General features: G+C 52.1%; 17 protein-coding genes. 9 read left to right on the top strand and 8 right to left on the bottom strand.

Translation table 11 applies throughout. The features are described 5' to 3' along the window. Positions 1-7: 7 nt before the first annotated feature. Positions 8-700, bottom strand: coding sequence for an acetolactate decarboxylase (budA, locus tag CVU71_08755; GenBank protein PKN18874.1), 693 nt, complete (start codon positions 698-700; stop codon positions 8-10). A 424-nt stretch (positions 701-1,124) separates the two neighbouring features. Here budA and CVU71_08750 point away from each other — a divergent pair, with 424 nt between their 5' ends. From CVU71_08750 to CVU71_08735, 4 genes are all read left to right on the top strand, one after another. After that, positions 1,125-2,246, top strand: a complete 1,122-nt coding sequence (locus tag CVU71_08750; GenBank protein PKN18873.1) for a 2-hydroxyacyl-CoA dehydratase — start codon at positions 1,125-1,127, stop codon at positions 2,244-2,246. A gap of 290 nt (positions 2,247-2,536) precedes the next feature. Continuing rightward, positions 2,537-3,721 (top strand): 2-hydroxyglutaryl-CoA dehydratase, encoded by a 1,185-nt coding sequence (locus tag CVU71_08745; GenBank protein PKN19151.1) that lies wholly within the window; start codon positions 2,537-2,539, stop codon positions 3,719-3,721. Between the two features lie 94 nt (positions 3,722-3,815). Further along, the gene (locus CVU71_08740; protein PKN18872.1) at positions 3,816-4,583 is read left to right on the top strand and encodes a 2-hydroxyglutaryl-CoA dehydratase; all 768 of its coding nucleotides are present in this window, start codon (positions 3,816-3,818) and stop codon (positions 4,581-4,583) included. A 98-nt stretch (positions 4,584-4,681) separates the two neighbouring features. After that, positions 4,682-5,122 (top strand): hypothetical protein, encoded by a 441-nt coding sequence (locus CVU71_08735; GenBank protein ID PKN18871.1) that lies wholly within the window; start codon positions 4,682-4,684, stop codon positions 5,120-5,122. On the opposite strand, the gene CVU71_08730 is transcribed toward CVU71_08735, so the two are convergent. Then, positions 5,119-6,891, bottom strand: a complete 1,773-nt coding sequence (locus tag CVU71_08730) for a hypothetical protein (protein ID PKN18870.1) — start codon at positions 6,889-6,891, stop codon at positions 5,119-5,121. The genes CVU71_08735 and CVU71_08730 overlap by 4 nt on opposite strands. Before the next feature lie 154 nt (positions 6,892-7,045). Between CVU71_08730 and CVU71_08725 the strand changes: the two genes are divergently transcribed. Both CVU71_08725 and CVU71_08720 read left to right on the top strand, forming a co-directional pair. Next, a complete protein-coding gene (locus tag CVU71_08725; GenBank protein PKN18869.1) occupies positions 7,046-7,480 on the top strand; it encodes an acyl-CoA thioesterase in 435 nt (144 codons plus the stop codon). Between the two features lie 356 nt (positions 7,481-7,836). Further along, entirely contained in the window at positions 7,837-10,428 is a 2,592-nt protein-coding gene (locus CVU71_08720; protein PKN18868.1) for a hypothetical protein, read from the top strand. 18 nt (positions 10,429-10,446) lie between these two features. Here CVU71_08720 and feoB read toward each other — a convergent pair whose 3' ends face one another. The 3 genes from feoB to CVU71_08705 are packed head-to-tail and all read right to left on the bottom strand — an operon-like array spanning position 10,447 to position 14,313. Continuing rightward, the gene (gene feoB, locus CVU71_08715; GenBank protein ID PKN18867.1) at positions 10,447-12,684 is read right to left on the bottom strand and encodes a ferrous iron transport protein B; all 2,238 of its coding nucleotides are present in this window, start codon (positions 12,682-12,684) and stop codon (positions 10,447-10,449) included. Between the two features lie 19 nt (positions 12,685-12,703). After that, positions 12,704-13,564, bottom strand: a complete 861-nt coding sequence (locus CVU71_08710; GenBank protein PKN18866.1) for a hypothetical protein — start codon at positions 13,562-13,564, stop codon at positions 12,704-12,706. A 35-nt stretch (positions 13,565-13,599) separates the two neighbouring features. Next, entirely contained in the window at positions 13,600-14,313 is a 714-nt protein-coding gene (locus CVU71_08705; protein PKN18865.1) for a hypothetical protein, read from the bottom strand. Positions 14,314-14,411: 98 nt separating this feature from the next. Here CVU71_08705 and CVU71_08700 point away from each other — a divergent pair, with 98 nt between their 5' ends. Next, positions 14,412-14,756 (top strand): mannose-6-phosphate isomerase, encoded by a 345-nt coding sequence (locus CVU71_08700; GenBank protein ID PKN18864.1) that lies wholly within the window; start codon positions 14,412-14,414, stop codon positions 14,754-14,756. 65 nt (positions 14,757-14,821) lie between these two features. Here the strand turns inward: CVU71_08700 and CVU71_08695 are convergent, their stop codons facing one another. The 3 genes from CVU71_08695 to CVU71_08685 are packed head-to-tail and all read right to left on the bottom strand — an operon-like array spanning position 14,822 to position 17,806. Continuing rightward, positions 14,822-16,525 carry a YgiQ family radical SAM protein gene (locus CVU71_08695; GenBank protein ID PKN18863.1) on the bottom strand — a complete coding sequence of 568 codons (1,704 nt, stop codon included), beginning with the start codon at positions 16,523-16,525 and terminating at the stop codon, positions 14,822-14,824. Between the two features lies 1 nt (position 16,526). Then, entirely contained in the window at positions 16,527-17,006 is a 480-nt protein-coding gene (locus CVU71_08690) for a hypothetical protein (GenBank protein ID PKN18862.1), read from the bottom strand. Then, entirely contained in the window at positions 16,967-17,806 is an 840-nt protein-coding gene (locus tag CVU71_08685) for an MBL fold metallo-hydrolase (protein ID PKN18861.1), read from the bottom strand. Before CVU71_08685 ends, CVU71_08690 begins: the two co-directional genes overlap by 40 nt. Positions 17,807-17,965: 159 nt before the next feature. Here CVU71_08685 and CVU71_08680 point away from each other — a divergent pair, with 159 nt between their 5' ends. Beyond that, positions 17,966-18,142, top strand: coding sequence for a mercury transporter (locus CVU71_08680; GenBank protein ID PKN19150.1), 177 nt, complete (start codon positions 17,966-17,968; stop codon positions 18,140-18,142). Further along, entirely contained in the window at positions 18,132-20,621 is a 2,490-nt protein-coding gene (locus CVU71_08675) for a copper-translocating P-type ATPase (GenBank protein ID PKN18860.1), read from the top strand. Before CVU71_08680 ends, CVU71_08675 begins: the two co-directional genes overlap by 11 nt. Positions 20,622-20,858: the final 237 nt, after the last annotated feature.

Raw genomic sequence — 20,858 nt, 5'->3', positions numbered from 1 at the left:
TTTTGATTCAGGTCTCGGCCTTTTCCAGATCCTTCTTCGCATCTCGTGTGAAAGAGACCGTCAGGTAATCAAGCGTTTTGGGCAACGTCAGCTCCATGCTGAAGAAAATCTGCAACCGGATGTCCAGACGTTCCGGTTGACAGCAAAGCAGGTGTCCGCCCGCGGAAAGCGTTTTATCGATAAAGTGGAAGTGGTATCCCGGTACGTTGACCGACGGCATGAAGGATGGTGTGTAAAACCCGACCAGATGCCCCTCGATTTCCTTGAAATGGCGGATTTTCTGATGATCCGTCGCTTCCGAAAGCGGCCGGTAGTTCTCGGTCCGCGGCACCGAGCGTGTTTCGACCGCCTGAAAGCGGCCCTCCATATGAATGGCGTAAAACATGTTATCCGACGGCAGCATCCGTTTCAGATGTTCGCCGAATTCCGCATAAGACAGCGGTGCGGCTATTTCCTCCGTCAATGCGGGTTGGAAATGGCACACCGTAGCGAACGGGGTTTTCATTCCGCTGGCCGCCGGATAGGCATCGCCGTTAAGATCGAGGTGGAAGAAAGAACCGTTCAGGGCAATCATTTCGCCGTCGAGGTTATTGAACGTGCCGATGCCGAAATCGCCCTTCTCTTTAAGCGTTTCGATCGTGATGTCATCCCGGTAAAGCCCTTCCAGCAGGGCATTGATCGGACTGCTGATATACAACATGGATCAGATCCTTCGCAGCGCAATGTTATTAGTCCGGCCGCCCATTTTCCGCCGGTACTTTAGATTGCGGGTTGTTTTTTACGGATACCTGGCTGCCCTGACGTTGTAACAGCATTTCGATTTATCCCAACCCCTCACTGATTTAAGTATCACATACTCGGGAAGGAAGATCAATGGTTACAGTTTGAAAGCCTGGATGTCTGTTAAAACCTGCGTCCCCCGCTTTCGGAAAGCAAGTCACTTTTTTTATATCCGATGGAAAAAAACGCCCCGGGGAAAGATAAAGACTCAAAACTGCTGGATTTTAGTCTGTCCGACGTGCAGCCTGTTAATAAGCATTCCACTTTTGACTTCAAATATGCTAGCTTGCCGATACAAAATGGCGAAGCATTAAATACTATATTCCGGCGGGGAAGGAAGCGCTATGGACAGAATCGCTGAGCTTTTGACAATCGTTGAAAATCCTTATTTTTATCTGCAACAACTTAAAGACAAAACTGGCAAAAAAATTGTGGGCACGGTCTGTTCCTACGCGCCTGAAGAATTGATCTTTGCGGCAGGCGCTTTGCCCGTCAGACTGTTTGGCTCCGATTCGGGTATTCATCGCGCCGATCTCCATCTGCAATCCTACTGCTGTTCGCTGGTGCGCGGCATTCTGGAAGAAGCCCTCTCCGGAAGACTGGATCTTCTGGATGGAATGGTTTTTCCGCATACCTGTGATTCCATTCAGCGGCTCTCGGATGTCTGGCGGCTGAATCTGGTGAAACCTTTTCATGCGGATGTTGTCCTGCCAGTCAAACTGACCACGCCCAGCGCCAGACAGTATCTGATCGATGTTCTGGCAAAATTCAAAACAGATCTGGAGCGCGGACTCTCTCGGGAAATTACGGAAGCGGGCCTGATCCATGCCGTTAAAATCTATAACGCGATCCGCGCGCAGATGACGCGTCTTTATCAGCTGCGTTGTGAAAACCCGCAAATCATCAAGGGGCAGGATTTTCACACCATCGTGCGGGCGGCGATGATCATGGAACGCGAAGCTTTCCTGGAAACGCTCAGCGCCATTGTCGCGGAACTTACGAAAACCGCGCCTGGGAAAAAAGCATCCGGCGCCCGAAGGCTGGTGCTCTCCGGCGGGATTTGCAATCATCCGGATATTTACGACGCGATTGAGTCTGCCGGGGGCGTTGTGGCCGGAGATGATTTATGCACGGGGTCCCGGTATTTTGAAGGCGTTATCAATGAAAATCTTCCGCCGCTTACAGCCATTGCCCACCGATATGCCGAACGCGGGAGCTGCCCGGCCAAGCATGCGGGGCTGACCCGGCGTGGTGAGAGCCTGGTCAGGATGGCTAAAGACTGCAAGGCGGACGGCGTCGTTTTTATGCTGCTCAAATTCTGTGATCCCCACGCTTTTGATTATCCTTACCTCAAGGAAATGCTGGATCGGGAAAAAATTCCTTCTCTGCTTTTAGAGGTGGAGGAGCAGACCGGGGCGGGCGGGCAGTTGCAAACGCGGTTAGAGACGTTCATTCAAATTTTATAATGCACGTGTTATGAAAGAATGTCATTGCGAGACGCCTCTCAGGCGGCGTGGCAATCTTAAAAAACAATATTTTTCGCTATGCTTCGAAACGAGTGACCTGAAAGGTTATGACATCATAACGAACTTTAACGCAATTTCGGATACCGGGTGAAACAGCTTTCCATGAATTTGAACCAAAAGACAGAGGCGGCGATATGAATAATGACAACTCTGATTTTCTGAAAATGCTCGGCATTTATCTGTTTGGGCAGGCGAAAAAGTTTTCTCTGAAGTTCAAGAAAGCGCCGACCATGAAAGAGCTGATGATGGTCTATTACAGCGAGGCCAAGTCGGCAAGACTCACCGGTAAGAAAGTGGCCTGGATCACCAGCGGCGGTCCGGTGGAGCCGCTGATTGCGATGGATATTATTCCCGTCTATCCGGAAAACCACGGCGCGATGATCGGCGCATCCAAGATGGGCGCGGGGCTTTGCGAAAAAGCGGAAGCCATGGGCTATTCCAATGATCTGTGCTCTTACGCCCGCTCGGACATTGCCTGCGCAACCGTCAACGGCGGACCCATCGGCGGACTGCCGCGCCCCGATATGCTGGTTTGCTGCAACAATATCTGCGGGACGGTGCTCAAATGGTATGAGGTGCAGGCGCGCTATTTCGATGTGCCGCTGTTTATTCTGGACACGCCTTTCTGCCATACGGGTTATTCGCCGGAGGCGGCCCGTTATGTCCGGGCTCAAATTGACGAATACATTCTTTTTATCGAAGAAGCCTGCAAGAAAAAATATGATTTTGAAAGGCTGAGAGAGGTCGGGCATCTGTCTTATGAAGGGCAGCAGCTCTGGCAGGCGGTGCTGGAGACGGCCGCGCACCGGCCCGCGCCCATGAGCGCTTTTGACGCTTTTTATCATCTGGCGCTGATTGTGACGCTCAGGGGCACGAAGGAGGCGGTGAATTATTACAAGCAGCTGCTGGCCGGCATGCAGGACCGGGTCGCCCGCGGCATCAGCGTGGTGCCGAATGAAAAATACCGTCTTTTGTGGGACAACATTCCCATCTGGCCCCGGACGCGCTGGCTCTCCAAGAAGTTTGCTTCACACAATGCCTGCCTGGTCGCGGACACCTACACGTCGGCCTGGTGCGGGGCAATGAAGTATATTGACGAAAGCAAGTTCCTCGATTCGATGGCGGAAGCCTATACCCGGATTTATCTGAATATCGGCGTTGATGAAATGGCGAGAATGGTTATTGAGATGATCGACAAGTATGACGTTGATGGGTTCGTGCTGCATTCCAACCGCAGCTGCAAACCTTATTCGTTCGGGCAACTGGACATTCAGCGGATCGTGGAAAAGGAAAGAGGGATTCCATGCCTGATGATCGAAGCGGATATGGTTGATGACCGGAGTTTTTCCGAAAGCCAGATTTCAACCCGGATCGACGCGTTTATGGAAATTATTAAAGAAAGAAAAAAGACGTGAAGCGTGGGTCGTGAAGCGTGAAGCGTGAGACGAACGACGAGCTACGAGATACCACACTGCGGGTGGCAAGCGAACGACGAGATGCGAGATACGAATGAAAACAGCGGGGATTGATATCGGTTCAATTACGGCGAAGGCAGCCGTTGTGGAAAACGGGAAGATTATCGGGACGAAAATTGTTTTTACCGGTTATAACGCGGAGGCGGCGGGTGTCAGGGTTTATGAGGAGTTGCTTGCCGAAACCGGTCTGGACACGTCCGCCATCGATAAGATTGTTGCCACCGGCTACGGCCGTAATTCGGTTAAGTTTGCCGACAAGACCTTTACGGAAATTATGGCCCATGCCGCCGGGGCCTATTCACTGAATCCGAAGATCCGGACGATTATCGATATCGGCGGGCAGGACTCGAAAGCCATGGCGCTCGATGAAAAGGGCAAGGTTAAGAATTTTGTCATGAACGACAAATGCGCCGCGGGAACGGGCCGTTTTCTGGAAGTGATGGCGCGGGCGCTGGAAGTCAATCTGGATGAGTTCGGCGCGATGTCGCTGCAATCGGAACGGCCCTCAAAAATCAGCAGTTTGTGTACGGTTTTCGCGGAGTCGGAAGTGATCTCGCTGATTGCCCGGGGTGAAAAAAGGCCCGATATCATTGCCGGGATCCATGAATCCATCGCTGCCCGCGTTTCAGCCATGCTCGCGCGCGTCGGGGTTGCCGAGCCGGTGATGATCACCGGTGGCGTGGCGCGGAACAAAGGCGTTGTGGACGCGCTCACGAAAAAACTTGGCGTAACGATAGAAGTGTCTTCCTATGCGCAGGTCAACGGCGCGATCGGCGCGGCTGTTTTGGCCTCATCCCTGTAATCTTATTCATATTAACACTTACGGTCAATTATTCATTAGGACATCTTCGGGCAATCTGATATAGCTGTCTTCCATATAAACATAAAAAGGAGAATATTGTGCTTGCTGTTGGTGAAAATATTGATGCTTATTGTCTGAAATGTAAGCTGGTTTTGGCTCATGTCATATTGTTCAAAGTTGATGAAGCGGTGAATCGTGTAAAATGTAAAACCTGCGGCGCCGAACACAAATACCGGGGAACGGGGCCTGCCGCCAAAAAGGCCGCCGCCGTGCGCGCTCCCGGTGTTGCTCGGACAAAGAAGCCTGCCGCGGCAAAGGCGGTGGTTAATGACGCGCCCCTGCAGTGGGATCTGAAAAGCCGTAACATGCCGCCGGAAACGTCCATACGGAATTATTCCATCAGAGAAATTTTCAAAGTTAATAATGTCATCAATCATCCGGTATTCGGGGTGGGTTTTGTCGAGAAAGTTGTCACGGACAAAAGCATATCCGTGTTATTCAGTGATTCCGTCAGATTGATGGGCATGAACGTTTCTTAACGCTTCGGCGGATCATCCGGTGAATCAATTATACAATCCTTTTGATCAGGGTCCTGCTGAAAATAAGCCTTAATCTTCATTCGGACTGAGTCAGGCAGATTGATGCCTATTTCTTTGATCCGGCGCTCATACTTTTTGAATGAACGGGTATGCTCCGACGTATTGATGAAGATTCTGAAATAGGAACGAATACTGCCTTCCAGTTCTGAACGGTATTCCATATCCTGATTGAGCAGATCCTCAACGGGGGCGATGAACCGGTAGTTGATCGGCCGGCAGATGGCGCGATAGGCTACAAAACGCATGGCCATTTCGTTTTCATAATCCTTTTCCCGGATAGCTTTTTCAACAAGGTTCAGATCGATGGTGTCCATGATCTGAAAAGCGTACTGGGGCCTCAAGACATCCTCGATAATCTTTTCGGCGTCCTTGTACTGTGAACAGGAATTAATCTCTCCCGTAAAACCGGGGTCGCAGCGGACGTAAACCACAAAGTCGATGTCCGATGTATTTTCACAAAGCCCCATGTTGGTCGAACCCATAACATCCATGGCGATATCGCCGTGAACATTCTCTTCAATCAGCCGGGCAATCTGTTCGAGCTTTTCCAGGCGCTCTTCCGTTTCTTCGGTCTGGAACGTGCGGTAAAATTGTTTAATCTCATTATAAAGCCGGACTTCCGGAATATGCGAATATTTTACTTCCTGAGCATCGAAATTACGGCCTTCTTTGAGTGCCGCGTACCGCTCGGCGTCGACCAGTGATTCACGCCATTGGCCGTTTTGGGGATAATAATCGGCAATGTCATGAATCCGGTCTAAAACGAGCTTTCTAAAGATGATTTTCTCTATCCGCCTGCCGTTCATTTCAATGTCAAAGAAAAAACCGCCTTCCGCGACACCGCCGGAAAGCGTCGTGACTTCTCCGAAATTGGAGGGGTTAAGATAAATCGTGTTTTCGGTCATCTGAAATCCCCAGTCCATGTGGACATGGCCGGTCAGACACATCAATACCGGGTTGTTGTCGCAATAATACCGCAGCGCCGGCGATCCCGATGTTCCAAATTGATTCACCCGGTCATGAATGCCGTGCGCGGGTTGATGACTGACAATGATGTCCGGTTTCACGGCCTTGAAGAAATTATACATTTCGTTGCGGCCGCTTTCCAGCGGCACGCTTCCCTGATAGTTTACGACGTAGCGTTCCGGGATTCCCGGTGTCCAGATATCCGCGCCGCCGTAACCGGCGATTTTAAGATTTTTCATGTTATGCCAGTGGAGATGGAGGTCCCGCTCATGCAGGGATGTGTATTTCAGGTCCATGTCATAATTGCCGGGCAGGGCGAACATCTGTGCTTTCTGTTTGATGGAAAGAATGTTTTCCAGGACTTTGTATTTTTGCTGAAGGACCCGGCGGGCGCGGATGGTATATTGCTGATACTTTGTCCCGTGTTCTTCAATTTCGGGCGACGTGTTCGGCATGTCGAGCAATTCATCCACGAAATCTTCGACGGTCATGGATTCTTTATGCATCCTGACGCGCAGACCATGAAAATAAGATTGAAGTTCATGATAATTAATCGCGGTGTTCATGTTGTAGAAGGGGATATCGATCAGATCGCCGGCAATGATATAAACATCGGCCACCGTTTCGGACAACAGCTGTTTGACACGGTCAAAAGCGCCATGAATGTCAGCGATATAAATAATTTTCAAAAGATATATCCTCCAGTATCCGCCGGGAAACTTACCCCGGGCGTGTCTGCGCATCCCATGTGTTGCTGTAAAATTGTCATATGTCCGGATAAAAGTCAATTCAGGATATCCCGCATTGCTTTTTGAATAACCGGATATTATATTGATAACGATTCGTGGCGGTTATGTTTTCAATTTTTAAAAATAAAACACGAAGCAGGGAGGAAATATGGAAGATGTCTTATCAGCTTGTACGGTGACGATGAATATTCCCGTGGCCTGGGGCGAAATGGACGCCATGGGGCATGTCAACAACATTATCTATTTTCGCTATTTTGAAACCGTGAGAATCGAGTACTTCAACCGTCTGGACATGATGGGTTATCAGCGCGAATCGGGCATCGGGCCGATTCTGGCTTCTACGGAATGCCGCTTCAAGATGCCCCTGCAATATCCCGATACCATTATTGTCGGAGCCAAAATACTGAGCATGGAAGAAGACCGGTTTGTAATGGGCTATGAAGTCTTCAGCACAAAGCACAAAAGAATCGCCGCCGACGGCGAAGGCGTTGTGGTGACCTATGATTATAAAAACAACAAAAAAGTAAATATTCCCGACGCTTTAAGAGCAAAAATTCTGGAACTGGAAAAAATGGGGGAGTAAGGGTTCAACGGTTCACGGTTTAACGTTTACGGTTAAACATTGAAGGTATCCATCGAATCAGGTTGGACGGCGGGAAAGGTGCTGCCGGTATTGATAATCTGAACCATGAACCTTCAATCTTCAGTCTAAATCCCCAACCACCTGACCGGTTGATACGCCCCGCCCAGACAGGAAACCATTCGCTTCATGACGACCAATAGCGGCAAAAATGAAACGGTCCTGAGCCTGCCGGTATTTTGCTGGTTGATATTTTCTTGACATCCAAGTTTTCGTTTCTTATGCTTATCCACCAGATGATGTTCTGATCAAATTAAGTTTGTTTTTTTCTGCAAGGAAACTTTTTCCGGGGGCGCTATATGAAAAAAAAGTCTGAACATGCAGGAGTTTCTTGTTTCTCCGTCATTAGCCTGATCGTGGTGATGATCGGCCTGACCATGGTGCAAAACGCCTTCAGCTGGGGCGTCATGGCTCCGGCAACCATCCATCAGCATATTGCTCGCGGGGCGTATGATCTGCTGAAGTCCGATCCGGCTTTTGACGCCGCGACGTTTCCCTCCCTGGACGCCATCTTGTCCCACGAAGGAGTATACTGGGCCAATATCGAGTTTACGGGCGAAGGGACCACGGGGCTCGACGTCAGCAAGATTGAAGGTCCCGGCCCCGACAGCAAGGGCAATTCCCCCTTCTCCTGGCATTACTACAACCCGGTCAGGAAAGAAGGAGGCGCGCCCGACGCCGTGAAGAAGTTTTACCGGTACCTGGCGGCGGGCATGGCCGCGTCCAAAAAGGAAGCGCTGCCCAAGTCCGCGGCCTGGGGCGCGCATTTCCTGGCCGACATGTATTGCATTTATCACGTGAACGGCGTGAGCCGGGCGACGGCCGAAGCTATTTACAAAGAGCAGCTGGGAGGCTTGTCCACCGATAAAATTGTCACGCTGGGCGACGATATCAAGGGTTCAGTCAAACTCAGTTACCTGACGCCCGTCAAGGGGTATTCCAATAATTTCCATACAGAGCTCATCCGCTTTCTCAAAACAAGCGAAGACTGGTTTGACCCCTGGTATTTCAACGGCAATACGGAAGCCATGATGTCCAATATGTCCAGCCATATCGCCTGGGAAACCATCATCAATCCATCGCCGTACGATCTTAAGGGGTTTGCCCCGGGCTGGGAAAACGGACGACGTTCGTTTGAGGGAGCCCTGGATACCCGCTCTGATCAGGTGACCGCGCTGGCGAGGAGAGCGGCGGGCCAGACGTACGCACAGCGGGAATACCTGTTTGACTATCCCCAATCCGCCGTCAACGAGGCCATCCGCGGCGTCTACACTCTCTGGCGATCGTCCTTTTCGGCACTGAAGCCGGAGCTCAACGTGAAAGAGGAAAGCGGCATCCTCATCGTAACCGGCAAAGTGACCAACCGGGGGAGCGCGGAGATGAAAAATGTGGAGATCCGTTTGAAAGCCGACGGTTGCCAACCGGAGAAGGAATTAAAAAACCAGCGCTTTGACGCGCTGATTGCCGGAAGTGCGAAAGAAACAGACGAATGGCGCATCAAAAAAGGCGAAGGAGAGTGCCGGTTTACGCTTGAGGCCATTGCCGATTCCCCTATTCCGGACCTGCAGTATGCGGCGGTTCAGACGGTGGATGCTCCCTCCCTCATGATCAAGCCCGGCAAAGCGACGTTGACCAAGGGAACCCAGCTGCCGTTCAAGGCGCTCTACCAGGGCCGGGAGATAAGCGACGTGGTGTGGAGCGTCAAGCAGGGCAGCACGGGAGGGTCGATTGCGGCCGACGGCCTGTACAAACCCCCGGAGGGCGGCGGGACGTTTACAATCCTTGCCAGGGGAAAGACCGATCCCAAGCTTTCGGCTGAGGCCGTTGTCGTGATTCCCGGCATATTCCTGGAGACGACCATCACCATCGGCGAGCCCAACGCGCTTCTGCCCTTTACGGTCAAGGTGACCCATCCTCCGGATCAGCCTGTTTTCCGGTGGGATTTCGGAGACGGCGCGGTGATCGAAAAAACCGATCAGAAAACCGTGACCCACGCCTATGCCAAAGGCGATTACCAGATCACGGTCACGATGACGGACGCCAAAACAGGCGCCGTGATCGACAAGGCGACGGGGAGTGTCAAAATTGAAAAAGACGACAAGGCGGCCAATGTCAGCCGCCAGTATTGCTACAACAATAAAACCCGGATCGAGCGGGAATACGGATACTATAAAAAAGACGGCAAAGAAATGCTGCACGGAAAGTACATGACCTATCACTGTTCCAACGGCCAGCTGGCCTTCCGGGGCCAGTACCGTGATGATCAGCCGGTGGGGCTGGCAGAGAGTTTCGACGAGGATGGCAAGCCGACCAACATCACGGACAACGAGGCGAAGACGGTTGTGCGGTATGACTATTACGACTCACGGCAGTTAAAATCCGTTGTGCGAACCAGGGACGGGAAAAAACACGGTTTACAGGAATCTTACTATCCTTCCGGCAGGAAGATGAACGAGAACGGGTATGAAGCCGACCAGCAATCAGGAAAATACGCCGCCTGGTGGGAAAACGGCAACCAGGCCTCGACGGGATTCTACAAGCTCATCCGGCATCCCGAGGGGTATTACAACAGCGTGAAGCACGGAACGTTCAAGGAGTACCAGGAGAACGGCGCCCTCCAGCGGGAGGAAACTTACATGGACGGCAACCCCAGCGGTATCTTCCGAAGATATTATAAAAACGGCAAGCTCTTGGAAGAAGGCGAATACAAAACCGAAAACAACAGGGCCAACAAAACCGGCGTCTGGCGTTATTATTATGAATCCGGAGCCAAGAAAAGGCAGGAGGTCGGTGGAAAATACCCGCAAAGCTACGGTGTCATCACCTACGAGGGCGAAATCGAATGGGATGAGAAAGGAAACGTTACCTTCAAGAGGGGCGTGTATAAATAAAACCGGTTCGTGCCGATTTTAGAGTCCCAGGTACCTGACCAACTGGTACGCTGCCATGCCGCCCAGATAGGAAACCATCAGCGTCATGACGATCGTTGCGTAAAACCACTTATTACTGTTCATCTCCTGGCGCAGGACGGCGATGGTAGCCACACAGGGGATAAAGAGCATCATCACAACCAGAAAAGCGGCGGCCGACGGATGGCTCATCACCGTCGGAAGAACGGCGACCAGTCCATCCTTGCCCACGGAATAAAGCACGCCCAGTGTGGCCACGACGTTTTCCTTCGCGACAAGTCCGGTCAAAAGTGCGGTGATCATCTTCCAGTCCAATCCCAGTGGTACACCCAGGGGTTGAAGCAACCGGCCGAAATAAGCCAGGAAGCTTTCGTCAACTTGCCCTGTTGGAAAATACGATAAAAGCCAGATCAGAAGCGAAACACCCAGGATAACCGTTCCCGCCTTGCGGACAAACGAAATGGTTCTTGCCCAGATGACCATCAGAATCGTTTTTAAAGCGGGGCGGTGATAAATCGGCAGTTCCATGATGAACGGCGCGTCCTGCTTCCAGAGAGTCTTATTGACAAAAGCCCCGGCAATACCCAGCACCAAGATATTTAACGCCAGGATGCTCCACGACACATAAGCGGCGTTTTCCCTGAAAATAGCCGCCGAGACCAGCGTCAGGACGGCAAGCCTGGCGGTGCAGGGGACAAAAGGAATCAGCAGCAGGGTAATCATCCGGGCTTTGCGCGTTTCGATGATGCGGGCGCCGAGCACTGCGGGAACATTGCAGCCGAAGCCCAGGAACATCGGAATAAAACTTTTGCCGTGCAGGCCGACCAGATGCATAATTCTATCCATCACAAAAGCGGCGCGCGCCATATAGCCGATGTCTTCCAGCAGGGCCATAATGGCAAAAAATATTAACAACACCGGTAGAAAAGTCAGGACGGAACCCGCGCCGCCGATAACGCCGTTGAACAGCATTCCCTGAAGCCAGGCGGGCCAGCCGCTGGTGGCGGGTGTGCAAAAAGCAATAAATTGCTGGATTAAATCGGCCAGACGGGTTTGCAGGGGCACGCCGATGGAATAGGTCAGGAAAAAGACAAAGGCCATAATGGCCAGCAGAATCGGAATACCGAAAACCGGACGCGTCAGGATATGATCGATTCGGTCGGTCAGGACAACTTCGCCCATCTTAAAGCGCGACATGGATGCGCGGGTGACTTTTTCAATCCAGTCATAGCGGCCGTTGACAACCGCGTGCAGCGCGTCTTCATGTTTGCTCAAGAGGGACTGGACATGTTTCCACGCGGTTTTGTCGGCAAGTTTTTCGACCAGCCCCGTGGCTTCCGGGTCGCCTTCCATGATTTTAACGGCAGTCCATTCGGCTGTATAAGGTTCGGGAATCAGGGGACGGACTGTCCGTAAAATCTCCTGGTAAATCTGGAGGTGATCCGCGGAGACTTCCGGCCCATCCGGCTGAATTTTAACGCCGCCCACGGCAAAAGCGGAGATCTGATCCACCAGTTCCTTGATGCCGCTGTTTCGCTTCGCGACCATGGGGATAACGGGAATGGCCAGTTCGTCCTGCAGAGTTTTCATGTTGATCTGGATGCCCTGTCCGGAGGCGACATCGAGCATGTTGATGGCGGCGATGACCGGACGGTTAAGCAGCAGCACTTCGGAAAGCAGGTAAAGACTTCTTTCGAGTGCTGCGGCATTCAGCACCAGGATAACGAGATCAGGCTTTTCCCGGATGATGAAATCGCGGGCGACCCGTTCCTCTTCGGAAAACGAAGTCAGACTGTAGGTGCCGGGCAGATCGATAATCCGGATCAGGAGATTGTCCGCGCGGTGTTCGCCCTCTTTTTTTTCCACGGTTTTGCCGGGCCAGTTTCCGACATGCTGCGACAGACCAGTCAGAATATTGAAAATGGTGGACTTGCCGACATTCGGCTGTCCGATCAGCGCGACCGTGATTTCCTTTTCAACGGGAGGTTCACAGACCGCGTCCGCCGGATCGATTTTATAAACCGAAATCTTTGAGGCTTCTCCCTGCCCCAGGGCGATGCGGGTGCCGGACACCTGAACAACGATCAGCCCGCCGCTGACCTGAGCAATCCTGAATCTGGCGCCCGCGACAATGCCCATGCCGGCCAGATGGCTGGTCAGGGCGGAACCGCCGTCAATGGCATGAATAATTCCCTGATCGCCTTCGCGTAAACTGGTTATGATATCCGGAGGTGCCATGTTTCCTATCTTTCGGGCGTCAACGGGCCAGACTGACGCGATATTTTTTTAAAATTTGTTCCGGGCCGTAAGAACTTTTTGTTTTGCGCAGATTTTTGTTGCCCATGTCTTCTTCCAGATTCAAATAGCGGTACTGCGGCTGCAACTTAACGGCCGTGTCGTTAAACATAAACTCATAAATGCCATGATATGCTTTGGACGCTTTGGCAAAATGCAGACAAAACATATCGTCGTTGAGCGCCTCGCCGATGATAAATCCAGCCGGTTTGTTCTCAATATAATACAGGGTTCCCCACAACGCAAGCTCCGGGAATTTTTGTAAAGCTTCCTTGCATACCGCAAAATCGGTTTTGCCTGCGGCCGTGATGGATTCTTCCTGCCAGGCCTCCAGAACGGTCATGGCATCCTGCAGATTATCCGCGCCCAGAGGAATATCCAGCGGATGGTAAGCGCCAACAAACTGATTCAGGTGATTGCGGTGGCGTGTATATTGTTTGCCGGCGAATGACGCCATGTTTTTAGTCAGATAAATGTAATCCGATTCACTGTCGTCCGATGATATGCAAAAAATATCGGCGGGGAAAAAAGGCAGCCATTCTTCCGCGATGGGAAAGAAAAAATTGCTGCCGTTCAATAAATGTTTGAGTGTGTCCGGCGAACAGGTCTGCGGGGTATCGAGCGGCATGATGTAATTCTGGTTCTGCCGGTTGTATGCCGAAATGAACGTGCCGCAGTCTTTCGTCAGGATTGTATAACGGCTGACATTGCGGAATAAATAGACATTGGCAAACGTATAGTCGGAAATATTCAAATGCATTTGCCGGAAACGGCAGGAAAGAAAAGGCTGGTGCGGGAGGTCAATGGTTTCGATAATATCCATATAAAAAATGTCTAAAGCCTTTCTTGGTCATGCGTTTAAAGATTAAAATAATGCTGATGTTCGCGAAGCCAGCGCCGGTGCGCTTTGTAATCCGGGAGCACTTCTACCACCAAGTCCCAGAATTTTGAAGAATGATTTTTCTCCCGGATGTGCATCAGCTCATGCACCACCACATAATCAACGACCTCGGGCGGCGCCATCATCAGGCGGAAGCTGAAGGATAAATGATTATCTTCCGAACAGGACCCCCACCGCCTCTCGGCTGCCGATATCCGAACACCGCCGGAAATCAAATTAAGCATGCCGCCATAGAAATCAACCCGCTCACTTAAATATTGCAGTGCTTTTTTCCTGTACCAGGACATAAAGTAATGTTTTCTCATTTCCGTATTTACGGGGCAGTTCAGAAAAAAGCGGTTATTCCAGAAAATAACGCCTGCGTTTTCCAGTGGTTCAAAATAAGCTTCCAAAGGATAGGCCTGCCCCAGATAATAAAAGTTTTCACCGGTCACAAAGGCTTTTTCCTGATGCGATGCCTGCTGCGCGGCCTGCCTGCGGATGGCCTTATCAATCCAGCTTTGTTTTTCTTCCACAAAGCGGGTGATTTCTTTAACCGGCGTAAAGTACGGCGCGTGAATCGTTACTTCCGAGTTATTGCCGATTTGCAGTGAAATCGTTTTCTTTCTTTTTCTGCTGCGTTTGAGTGAATATTTGATGTCCATAATCATGATCCGGGAACGATTTATCATATCATTTCCATAAAAGCGAGACGGGAAAAGGGGACAAGGACGGCTTTTCAATAACCTGTAAATATGGTAGGGTCGTTTAAAATTTGTGCGGGAGTTCAATGGAAAACATCAACAAACGTCCCTGGGGCTATTATCAGGTCTTGTCCGACGCTCCGGATCATAAAGTCAAAAGGATTGTGGTCGAGCCGGGCGGCAAATTAAGCCTGCAGCGCCATCGGTTGCGTTCCGAACACTGGTATGGCATTGCCGGCGAAGGACTCGCCATCATCGACAGCCGTGAGCAAACGCTGCGCGCCGGTTGCGCCGTGGATATCCCGCAGGGTGCGACGCATCGCCTCGAAAATATTTCCAGCGTAAATCTGGTCATCATCGAGGTGCAAACAGGCACGTACTTCGGTGAAGATGATATCGAGCGGCTGGAAGATCAGTACGGAAGAGCGTGAAGAACAGGCTGTAGTCCATCAGCAGAAACGTAATAAGTGCAGTGCGCCCGGCCAACCTGACAGCCTCAGGCGTGGCGCCTTGTCCCGCCTGCTGTTGCAATATCCTTCTGCTGCTGCTTTTTTGCCGTGTCTTTTTCCACATAAATCTTTTTGCCGGTTGCCGGATTGATGCCCGTCCAGTACATGAGCGCCGAGGTGGTGGAGGGAAGGGGCGTGAAAATCTGCACCTGCTGCGGTGTGGTATGTAGTTCACGTGAGGCGAAGGATTTCAAGTCCCGCATATCTTCTTCGGTGCAGCCCGGATGAGCGGCGATAAAATAGTAAGTCAGAAATTGTTTGAGTCCCGCTTCCGCATTCATCTTTTCGAAAAGATTTTTAAACCCGACCAGCGTCTGTGGATTCGGTTTGCCCATGAGCGCCAGCACAGCGGGTGTGGCATGCTCCGGGGCGATCTTCAATTGTCCGGAGATGTGATGTTTAGTGAGCTCGCGCAGATAAGACGCGCCATGTCTTTTATCCGCCAGCACCAGATCGTGCCGGATGCCGGACGCGACAAATATTTTTTTGATGCCGTCAATGGTGCGAAGATTTTTCAACAGATGAATTTGTCTCCCGTGATCGGCTTTCAGAGAGGGACAGGCCTGAGGATACAGGCATCGTTTGTCGGGACAGGCGCCCCGCTCCTGTTTGCGGGAGCAGTCGATGCCATACATGTTGGCCGTCGCTCCGCCCACATCCAAAAGGTAGCCTTTAAAATCAGGCAGCGCCGCTATTTTCCGGGCTTCAGCCATGATGGATGCTTCGCTGCGGCTGAGAATCGTCCGGCCTTCGTGCAGGGCGATGGAGCAGAAATGACATTCGCCGAAGCAGCCCCGGTGCGTGGTCAGAGAAAAAGCGATGGTATCCATCGCGCGGACGTGGCCCTGTGCCCGGTAAAAGGGATGGACGCTGCGTGAAAAATTCAGGCCGTAAACCGTGTCCAGTTCACTGACGGAAAGATGCCGGGCGGGCGGATGATGCGCCAGATAGCGGTTGCCATGCTGCTGATAAAGGCCGCAAGCGGTGACCGGATCATTGTTGGAGGCAAAAATATTAAACATGTCCGCGAATGTTTTTTTAGAAGCGGCGGCATTTTCGAAGGAAGGAAGCTCCCGGTAGCCCACAGGCTGCTCGCTTTCAATCGTGCAGGTGCCTGGAATGTTCCTGATATCCATTCCAGCCGCCAGCCTTCCGGCGATTTCAACCACGGCCCGCTCCGCCATGCCGTAGGCCAGAATATCGGCGCGCGCGTCAAACAGAATCGAGCGGCGCACGGCATCCGACCAGTAATCATAATGGGCGATGCGGCGGAGGCTTGCCTCAATGCCTCCCAAAACAAGGGGTTTTGTGTTTTTAAAATATTGCCGGATGAGATTGGCATAGACGACGGAAGCCCGGTCGGGACGGCGGTTGTTCTTGCCGCCGGGGGTCAGGTCATCTTCATGCCTTCTTTTTTTTGCGGCCGTGTAATTGGCCACCATGGAATCCATGCAGCCGCCGGTGATGCCCCAGAAGAGGCGCGGCTCACCCAGCCGACTGATATCGGCGGCGCTTTTGATATCCGGCTGTGCGATAATCCCGACGCGATAACCCTCATTGGCCAACACCCGGCCGATGACGGCCACACCGATATGGGGACTGTCGATATAGGCGTCGCCTGTGACCAAAATGACATCAAGCCCGTTCCAGGCTCTTTTTTTTAATTCTTGAGGAGTGGTCGGAAGAAACATTTTAAAGGACACCGATCATTCTTAAACCCAGAGCCAGCGCGGTACCCATGGCGAGCATGGAGATCCGTCCCGTCCACCGGTGCGCCATGCGGACATCGGGTTTGTTTGCGGTTTTCAACAGGGAGAATCCGAGATACAGCGTCACAGCAGTCAGAACGAAAGTGATCAGGCCGATCCATTGATGAGGCCCCTCCAGATGCTCGTCGCCGGATATCGCAACATGGGTGAAAGCCATCGCGGCGCCGGAGGCGAGCAGGCAAAAACCGGCTGTATTGAAGCGTCTGTGCCATTTCAACCAGAATTTCTTTTTTCGCCCGAACATGGCCAGGCCGATGCCCGCCGCGACGCACAACAAAGCGGCGATCATCAGAGACAGGTGAACAATGATCAGCATGGTGTATTCTCCCGGTAATCTTTCAGTCAGAAGGTTTGCGACGAATGCTACAGGGCCAGTTCCATTCCCTGATGGACGGCAAAACATTCCAGCGGAGAATTCTTTTCAGAGATGATGCGGCGGCATGCGGCGACCATATCGTCAATGTCGGCATCGAAACGGTCCTGATTGTGATGGAAAAGCCCCAGCTGCTTGACGCCGGCGTTCAGCGCGAGATTTACCGCCTGCTCGATGGTGGAATGCCCCCAGCCGCATCGCTTCGGGTATTCTTCGTCCCGGTATTCGGCGTCATGAATCAGCAGATCGGCGCCTTGGCAGAATTCACGATAGTCGTCATACGCAAGCCCGCCTTCATGCCGGAATCCCAGTTCGTTGTCGGTCAGAAAAATAAAGTTTTTGCCGGCCTCTGAAAATTTATAACCGTTTCCCTGATTGGGATGGGAGAGCGCAATAGGCGAGATGGCCATGTCCCCCATCTGATAAGTGTCTCCACAGATATTCGCATAAGAGACATTGGCGTGAATGGCATCATAGTCAATCGGGAAGTAGGGAGCGGACATGACGCGCGCCAGCATTTCCTTAATGGAGTCCTGAGCGAAAGCGCAGCCCCAGACGGTAATATTGGTATCCTGCCGGTAAAGCGGCTTAAAAAAAGGGAATCCTGTGATATGGTCCCAGTGGGCGTGTGTCAGGAGCAGAATTAAATCCCGGCGTTTTTCCGCCAAGAAGGCATTGCCCGCTTCGCGGATTCCCGATCCGGCGTCAATCAGCAAAATATCATCACGGTTGTTTCTGATTTCCAGACAGGTGGTGTTGCCGCCGTAGCGCAAATAATTATTCCCGGAAACAGGTATGGATCCTCTAGCACCCCAGCAGCGTATGATCATAGCTCTCCCTTTGTAGGATAATCATACAGAATATTTATTTTTTATCAAGTACGATGTCATAAAAAAAATTAAAACTTGCAATTAATTAAAAGACTCTTATCTTAAAGCAATATAATTTTCAACAGGAGGCTATCCATGAAAAGCATCAAAATAAAAGGCATGAGTTGTCAGCATTGTGTCATGGCGGTTACCCGGGCGCTTGGCGCCTTGGACGGAATCAAAGATGTTCGGGTCGATTTGAAAACAGGCGTGGCAACCTACGAGGAAGTAAAGCCGGTGGATGCGCAGGTGGTTGCCGAGGCGGTAAAGAAAGCGGGTTACGACGTTGTCGGATAGAATCCAGCTGCATATTCAGGGAATGACCTGCGCCACCTGTGTAAGGCGCGTGGAGGAAGGCTTGCGCCAGATGCCCGGTGTCCTTTCCGCCGTGGTGAATTTTGCAACGGAAAAAGCGCAGGTGGAATATGACAAAGATATTACCGACGCCGCTGCTCTGCAACGCAAGGTGCTGGACCTGGGTTATGAAGCTTTTGTCGATACCGCAGGCCTCCGGCAGCAAAAAACAACGATTTCAGTCGGCGGCATGACTTGCGCCGCCTGCGTAAGGCGCGTGGAAAATGCCCTCCGGGAAGTTGAGGGTGTCCTGGATGTCAACGTCAACCTGGCGACCGCGCGCGCCACCGTCCTTCATGAGGCAAGGTGGGCGGGGGTGCAGGCGCTGGCCCGGGCCGTAACGGAACAGGGTTATGAATTTCTGGGCGAACTTACAGATTCCTTTGATGATCCTATTGAGAAAGCCCGCGCACGGGAACTGAAGGAACTGACCTTAAAAGTCGTCTGCGGCGCGATATTGAGCGTGATCATCTTCTTCGGTTCCATGCAGCACTGGTTTGGTTTTCTGCATTTTATTCCCCATCAGGTTATGCTTCTATCAATGTTTGTTTTGACTGCACCCGCCGTGTTCTGGGTCGGGAGCCGTTTTTTTGTCGGCGCTTGGAAAGCCGCAAAACAAAAAACATCGGATATGAATACCCTCGTCGCCGTTGGAGCTTTATCAGCGTATGTCTATTCAGCGGCGGCAACTTTTTTTCCGCATTTCTTCGAAAGCGCCGGTGTGGCGCCTCACGTCTATTATGACGGCGCGGCCATGATTATCACCCTGATTCTTCTGGGCAGGCTTTTGGAAGCCCGGGCCAAAGGCAAGACCTCCGGCGCGATCAAGAAGCTCATGGGGCTCAAACCTAAAACCGCGCATGTTTTGCGGGACGGGGATGAAATGGAGATTCCCGTGGATGCGTTGCAGATGGGTGATATTGTCCTGGTTAAGCCGGGCGAGAAAGTTCCCGTAGACGGCGTGGTTTTATCCGGTCAATCAACGCTCGATGAATCCATGCTGACCGGTGAAAGCATGCCGGTCGCGAAAGAAACCGGTCAAAAGGTATTTGCCGCCACGATGAATAAAACCGGCAGCTTTACGTTTCGCGCAACCGGTGTGGGTTCGGAGACCATGCTGGCCCATATTATCCGGATGGTGGAAGAGGCGCAGGGCTCTAAAGCGCCGATTCAACGTCTGGCGGACAAAGTGGCCTCCATTTTTGTGCCGATTGTATTTGTGATCGCTTTTGTGACATTTGCCCTCTGGTATTTTCTTCCAGCCGATGCCGGATTCAGCCGCGCTTTAATCAATTTTGTTTCGGTGCTGGTGATTGCCTGCCCCTGCGCGCTGGGGCTGGCCACACCGACGGCCATTATGGTCGGCACGGGTCTGGGCGCGCAAAGCGGTATTTTGATCAAGGGCGGCGAAGCCCTCGAAAAAATCCATCAGCTCACCGTTATTGTTTTTGATAAAACCGGGACGCTGACGCGCGGCGAACCGGAAGTCACCGATGTTGTCGCCGCCGCAGGCTTTGATGAAGGCTTTGTGCTGGCCGTGGCCGCCGCGCTGGAGAAAACATCGGAGCATCCGCTGGCCCGGGCCATTTTACGGCGGGCGCAGACCCGTCAGACCGTATCGGGTCCGGCGGAACAATTTCTCGCGCTCTCCGGCATGGGGGCCAGAGGTTTTGTGGACGGCAAGCTTTGTTTGATCGGCAATCGGCTGTTAATGAGCGATCAGGGGATTTCGATTGATCTCCCGGACAGTGCGGCGGCCGGACTGGAAGGTGAGGGGAAGACCGTCGTTTATGTCGCATCGGAGAAAAAAATAATCGGCCTCATTGCGCTGGCCGATGTGCCGAAAGCGTCCGCCGGGCAGGCTGTGAAAAGCCTGAAGCACAGAGGTTTGAAAGTGGCAATGGTGACCGGAGATAATAAAGGCACGGCCGCAAGTATTGCCGCTCAACTGGGCATTGAAAGGGTGATGGCGGAGGTGTTGCCGGGAAGCAAAGCGGATGAAATCAGAAAATTGCAGGCGGAAGGTGAAGTCGTGGCGATGGTGGGCGACGGCATCAACGATGCCCCGGCGCTGGCGGCAGCCGATGTGGGCATAGCCATCGGCGCGGGAACCGATGTGGCAATTGAAGCCGCCGATATTACCCTGATCCGCGATGATTTGAAGGCCGTACCGGAGGCGATAGCGCTTTCGTTTGCCACCATGCGGGTCATCAGGCAGAATCTTTTCTGGGCGTTTATCTACAACATCATCGGGATTCCGATTGCCGCGGGTGTGCTTTATCCCTTTTTCGGCATCCTGCTCAATCCGGAATTTGCCGCCGCCGCCATGGCCTTCAGTTCCGTTTCAGTCGTCAGCAATTCGCTCAGACTGAGAAGGGTTTGGGGGAAGGGCGAAGGTTCAAGGAGCAAGGTTCAAGAATAAGGGAAATAGTGACTGGTAACATTGACGAGTAGCATGCAGGGGCGGGATTTTCCCGCCCTTTTGTTTGGTGAAGCAAGCAAAAAGGAACGCAGGTGAACCGGGGTATGCCTTCGCTCAAATACCCTGGAACTGTGGCTCGGATACCAACTTTAAATCAACGATGATATCGCGACGACTAGGAGGAGACGACGAGGCGTATAGTTTTGTGTCTTCTGTCTTGAACCTTATCGCTTTTTC

This window comes from Deltaproteobacteria bacterium HGW-Deltaproteobacteria-6 (assembly GCA_002840435.1).
In the GTDB taxonomy this organism is placed as follows: domain Bacteria; phylum Desulfobacterota; class Syntrophia; order Syntrophales; family Smithellaceae; genus UBA8904.
This window is presented reverse-complemented; position numbering and strand designations above follow the sequence as displayed.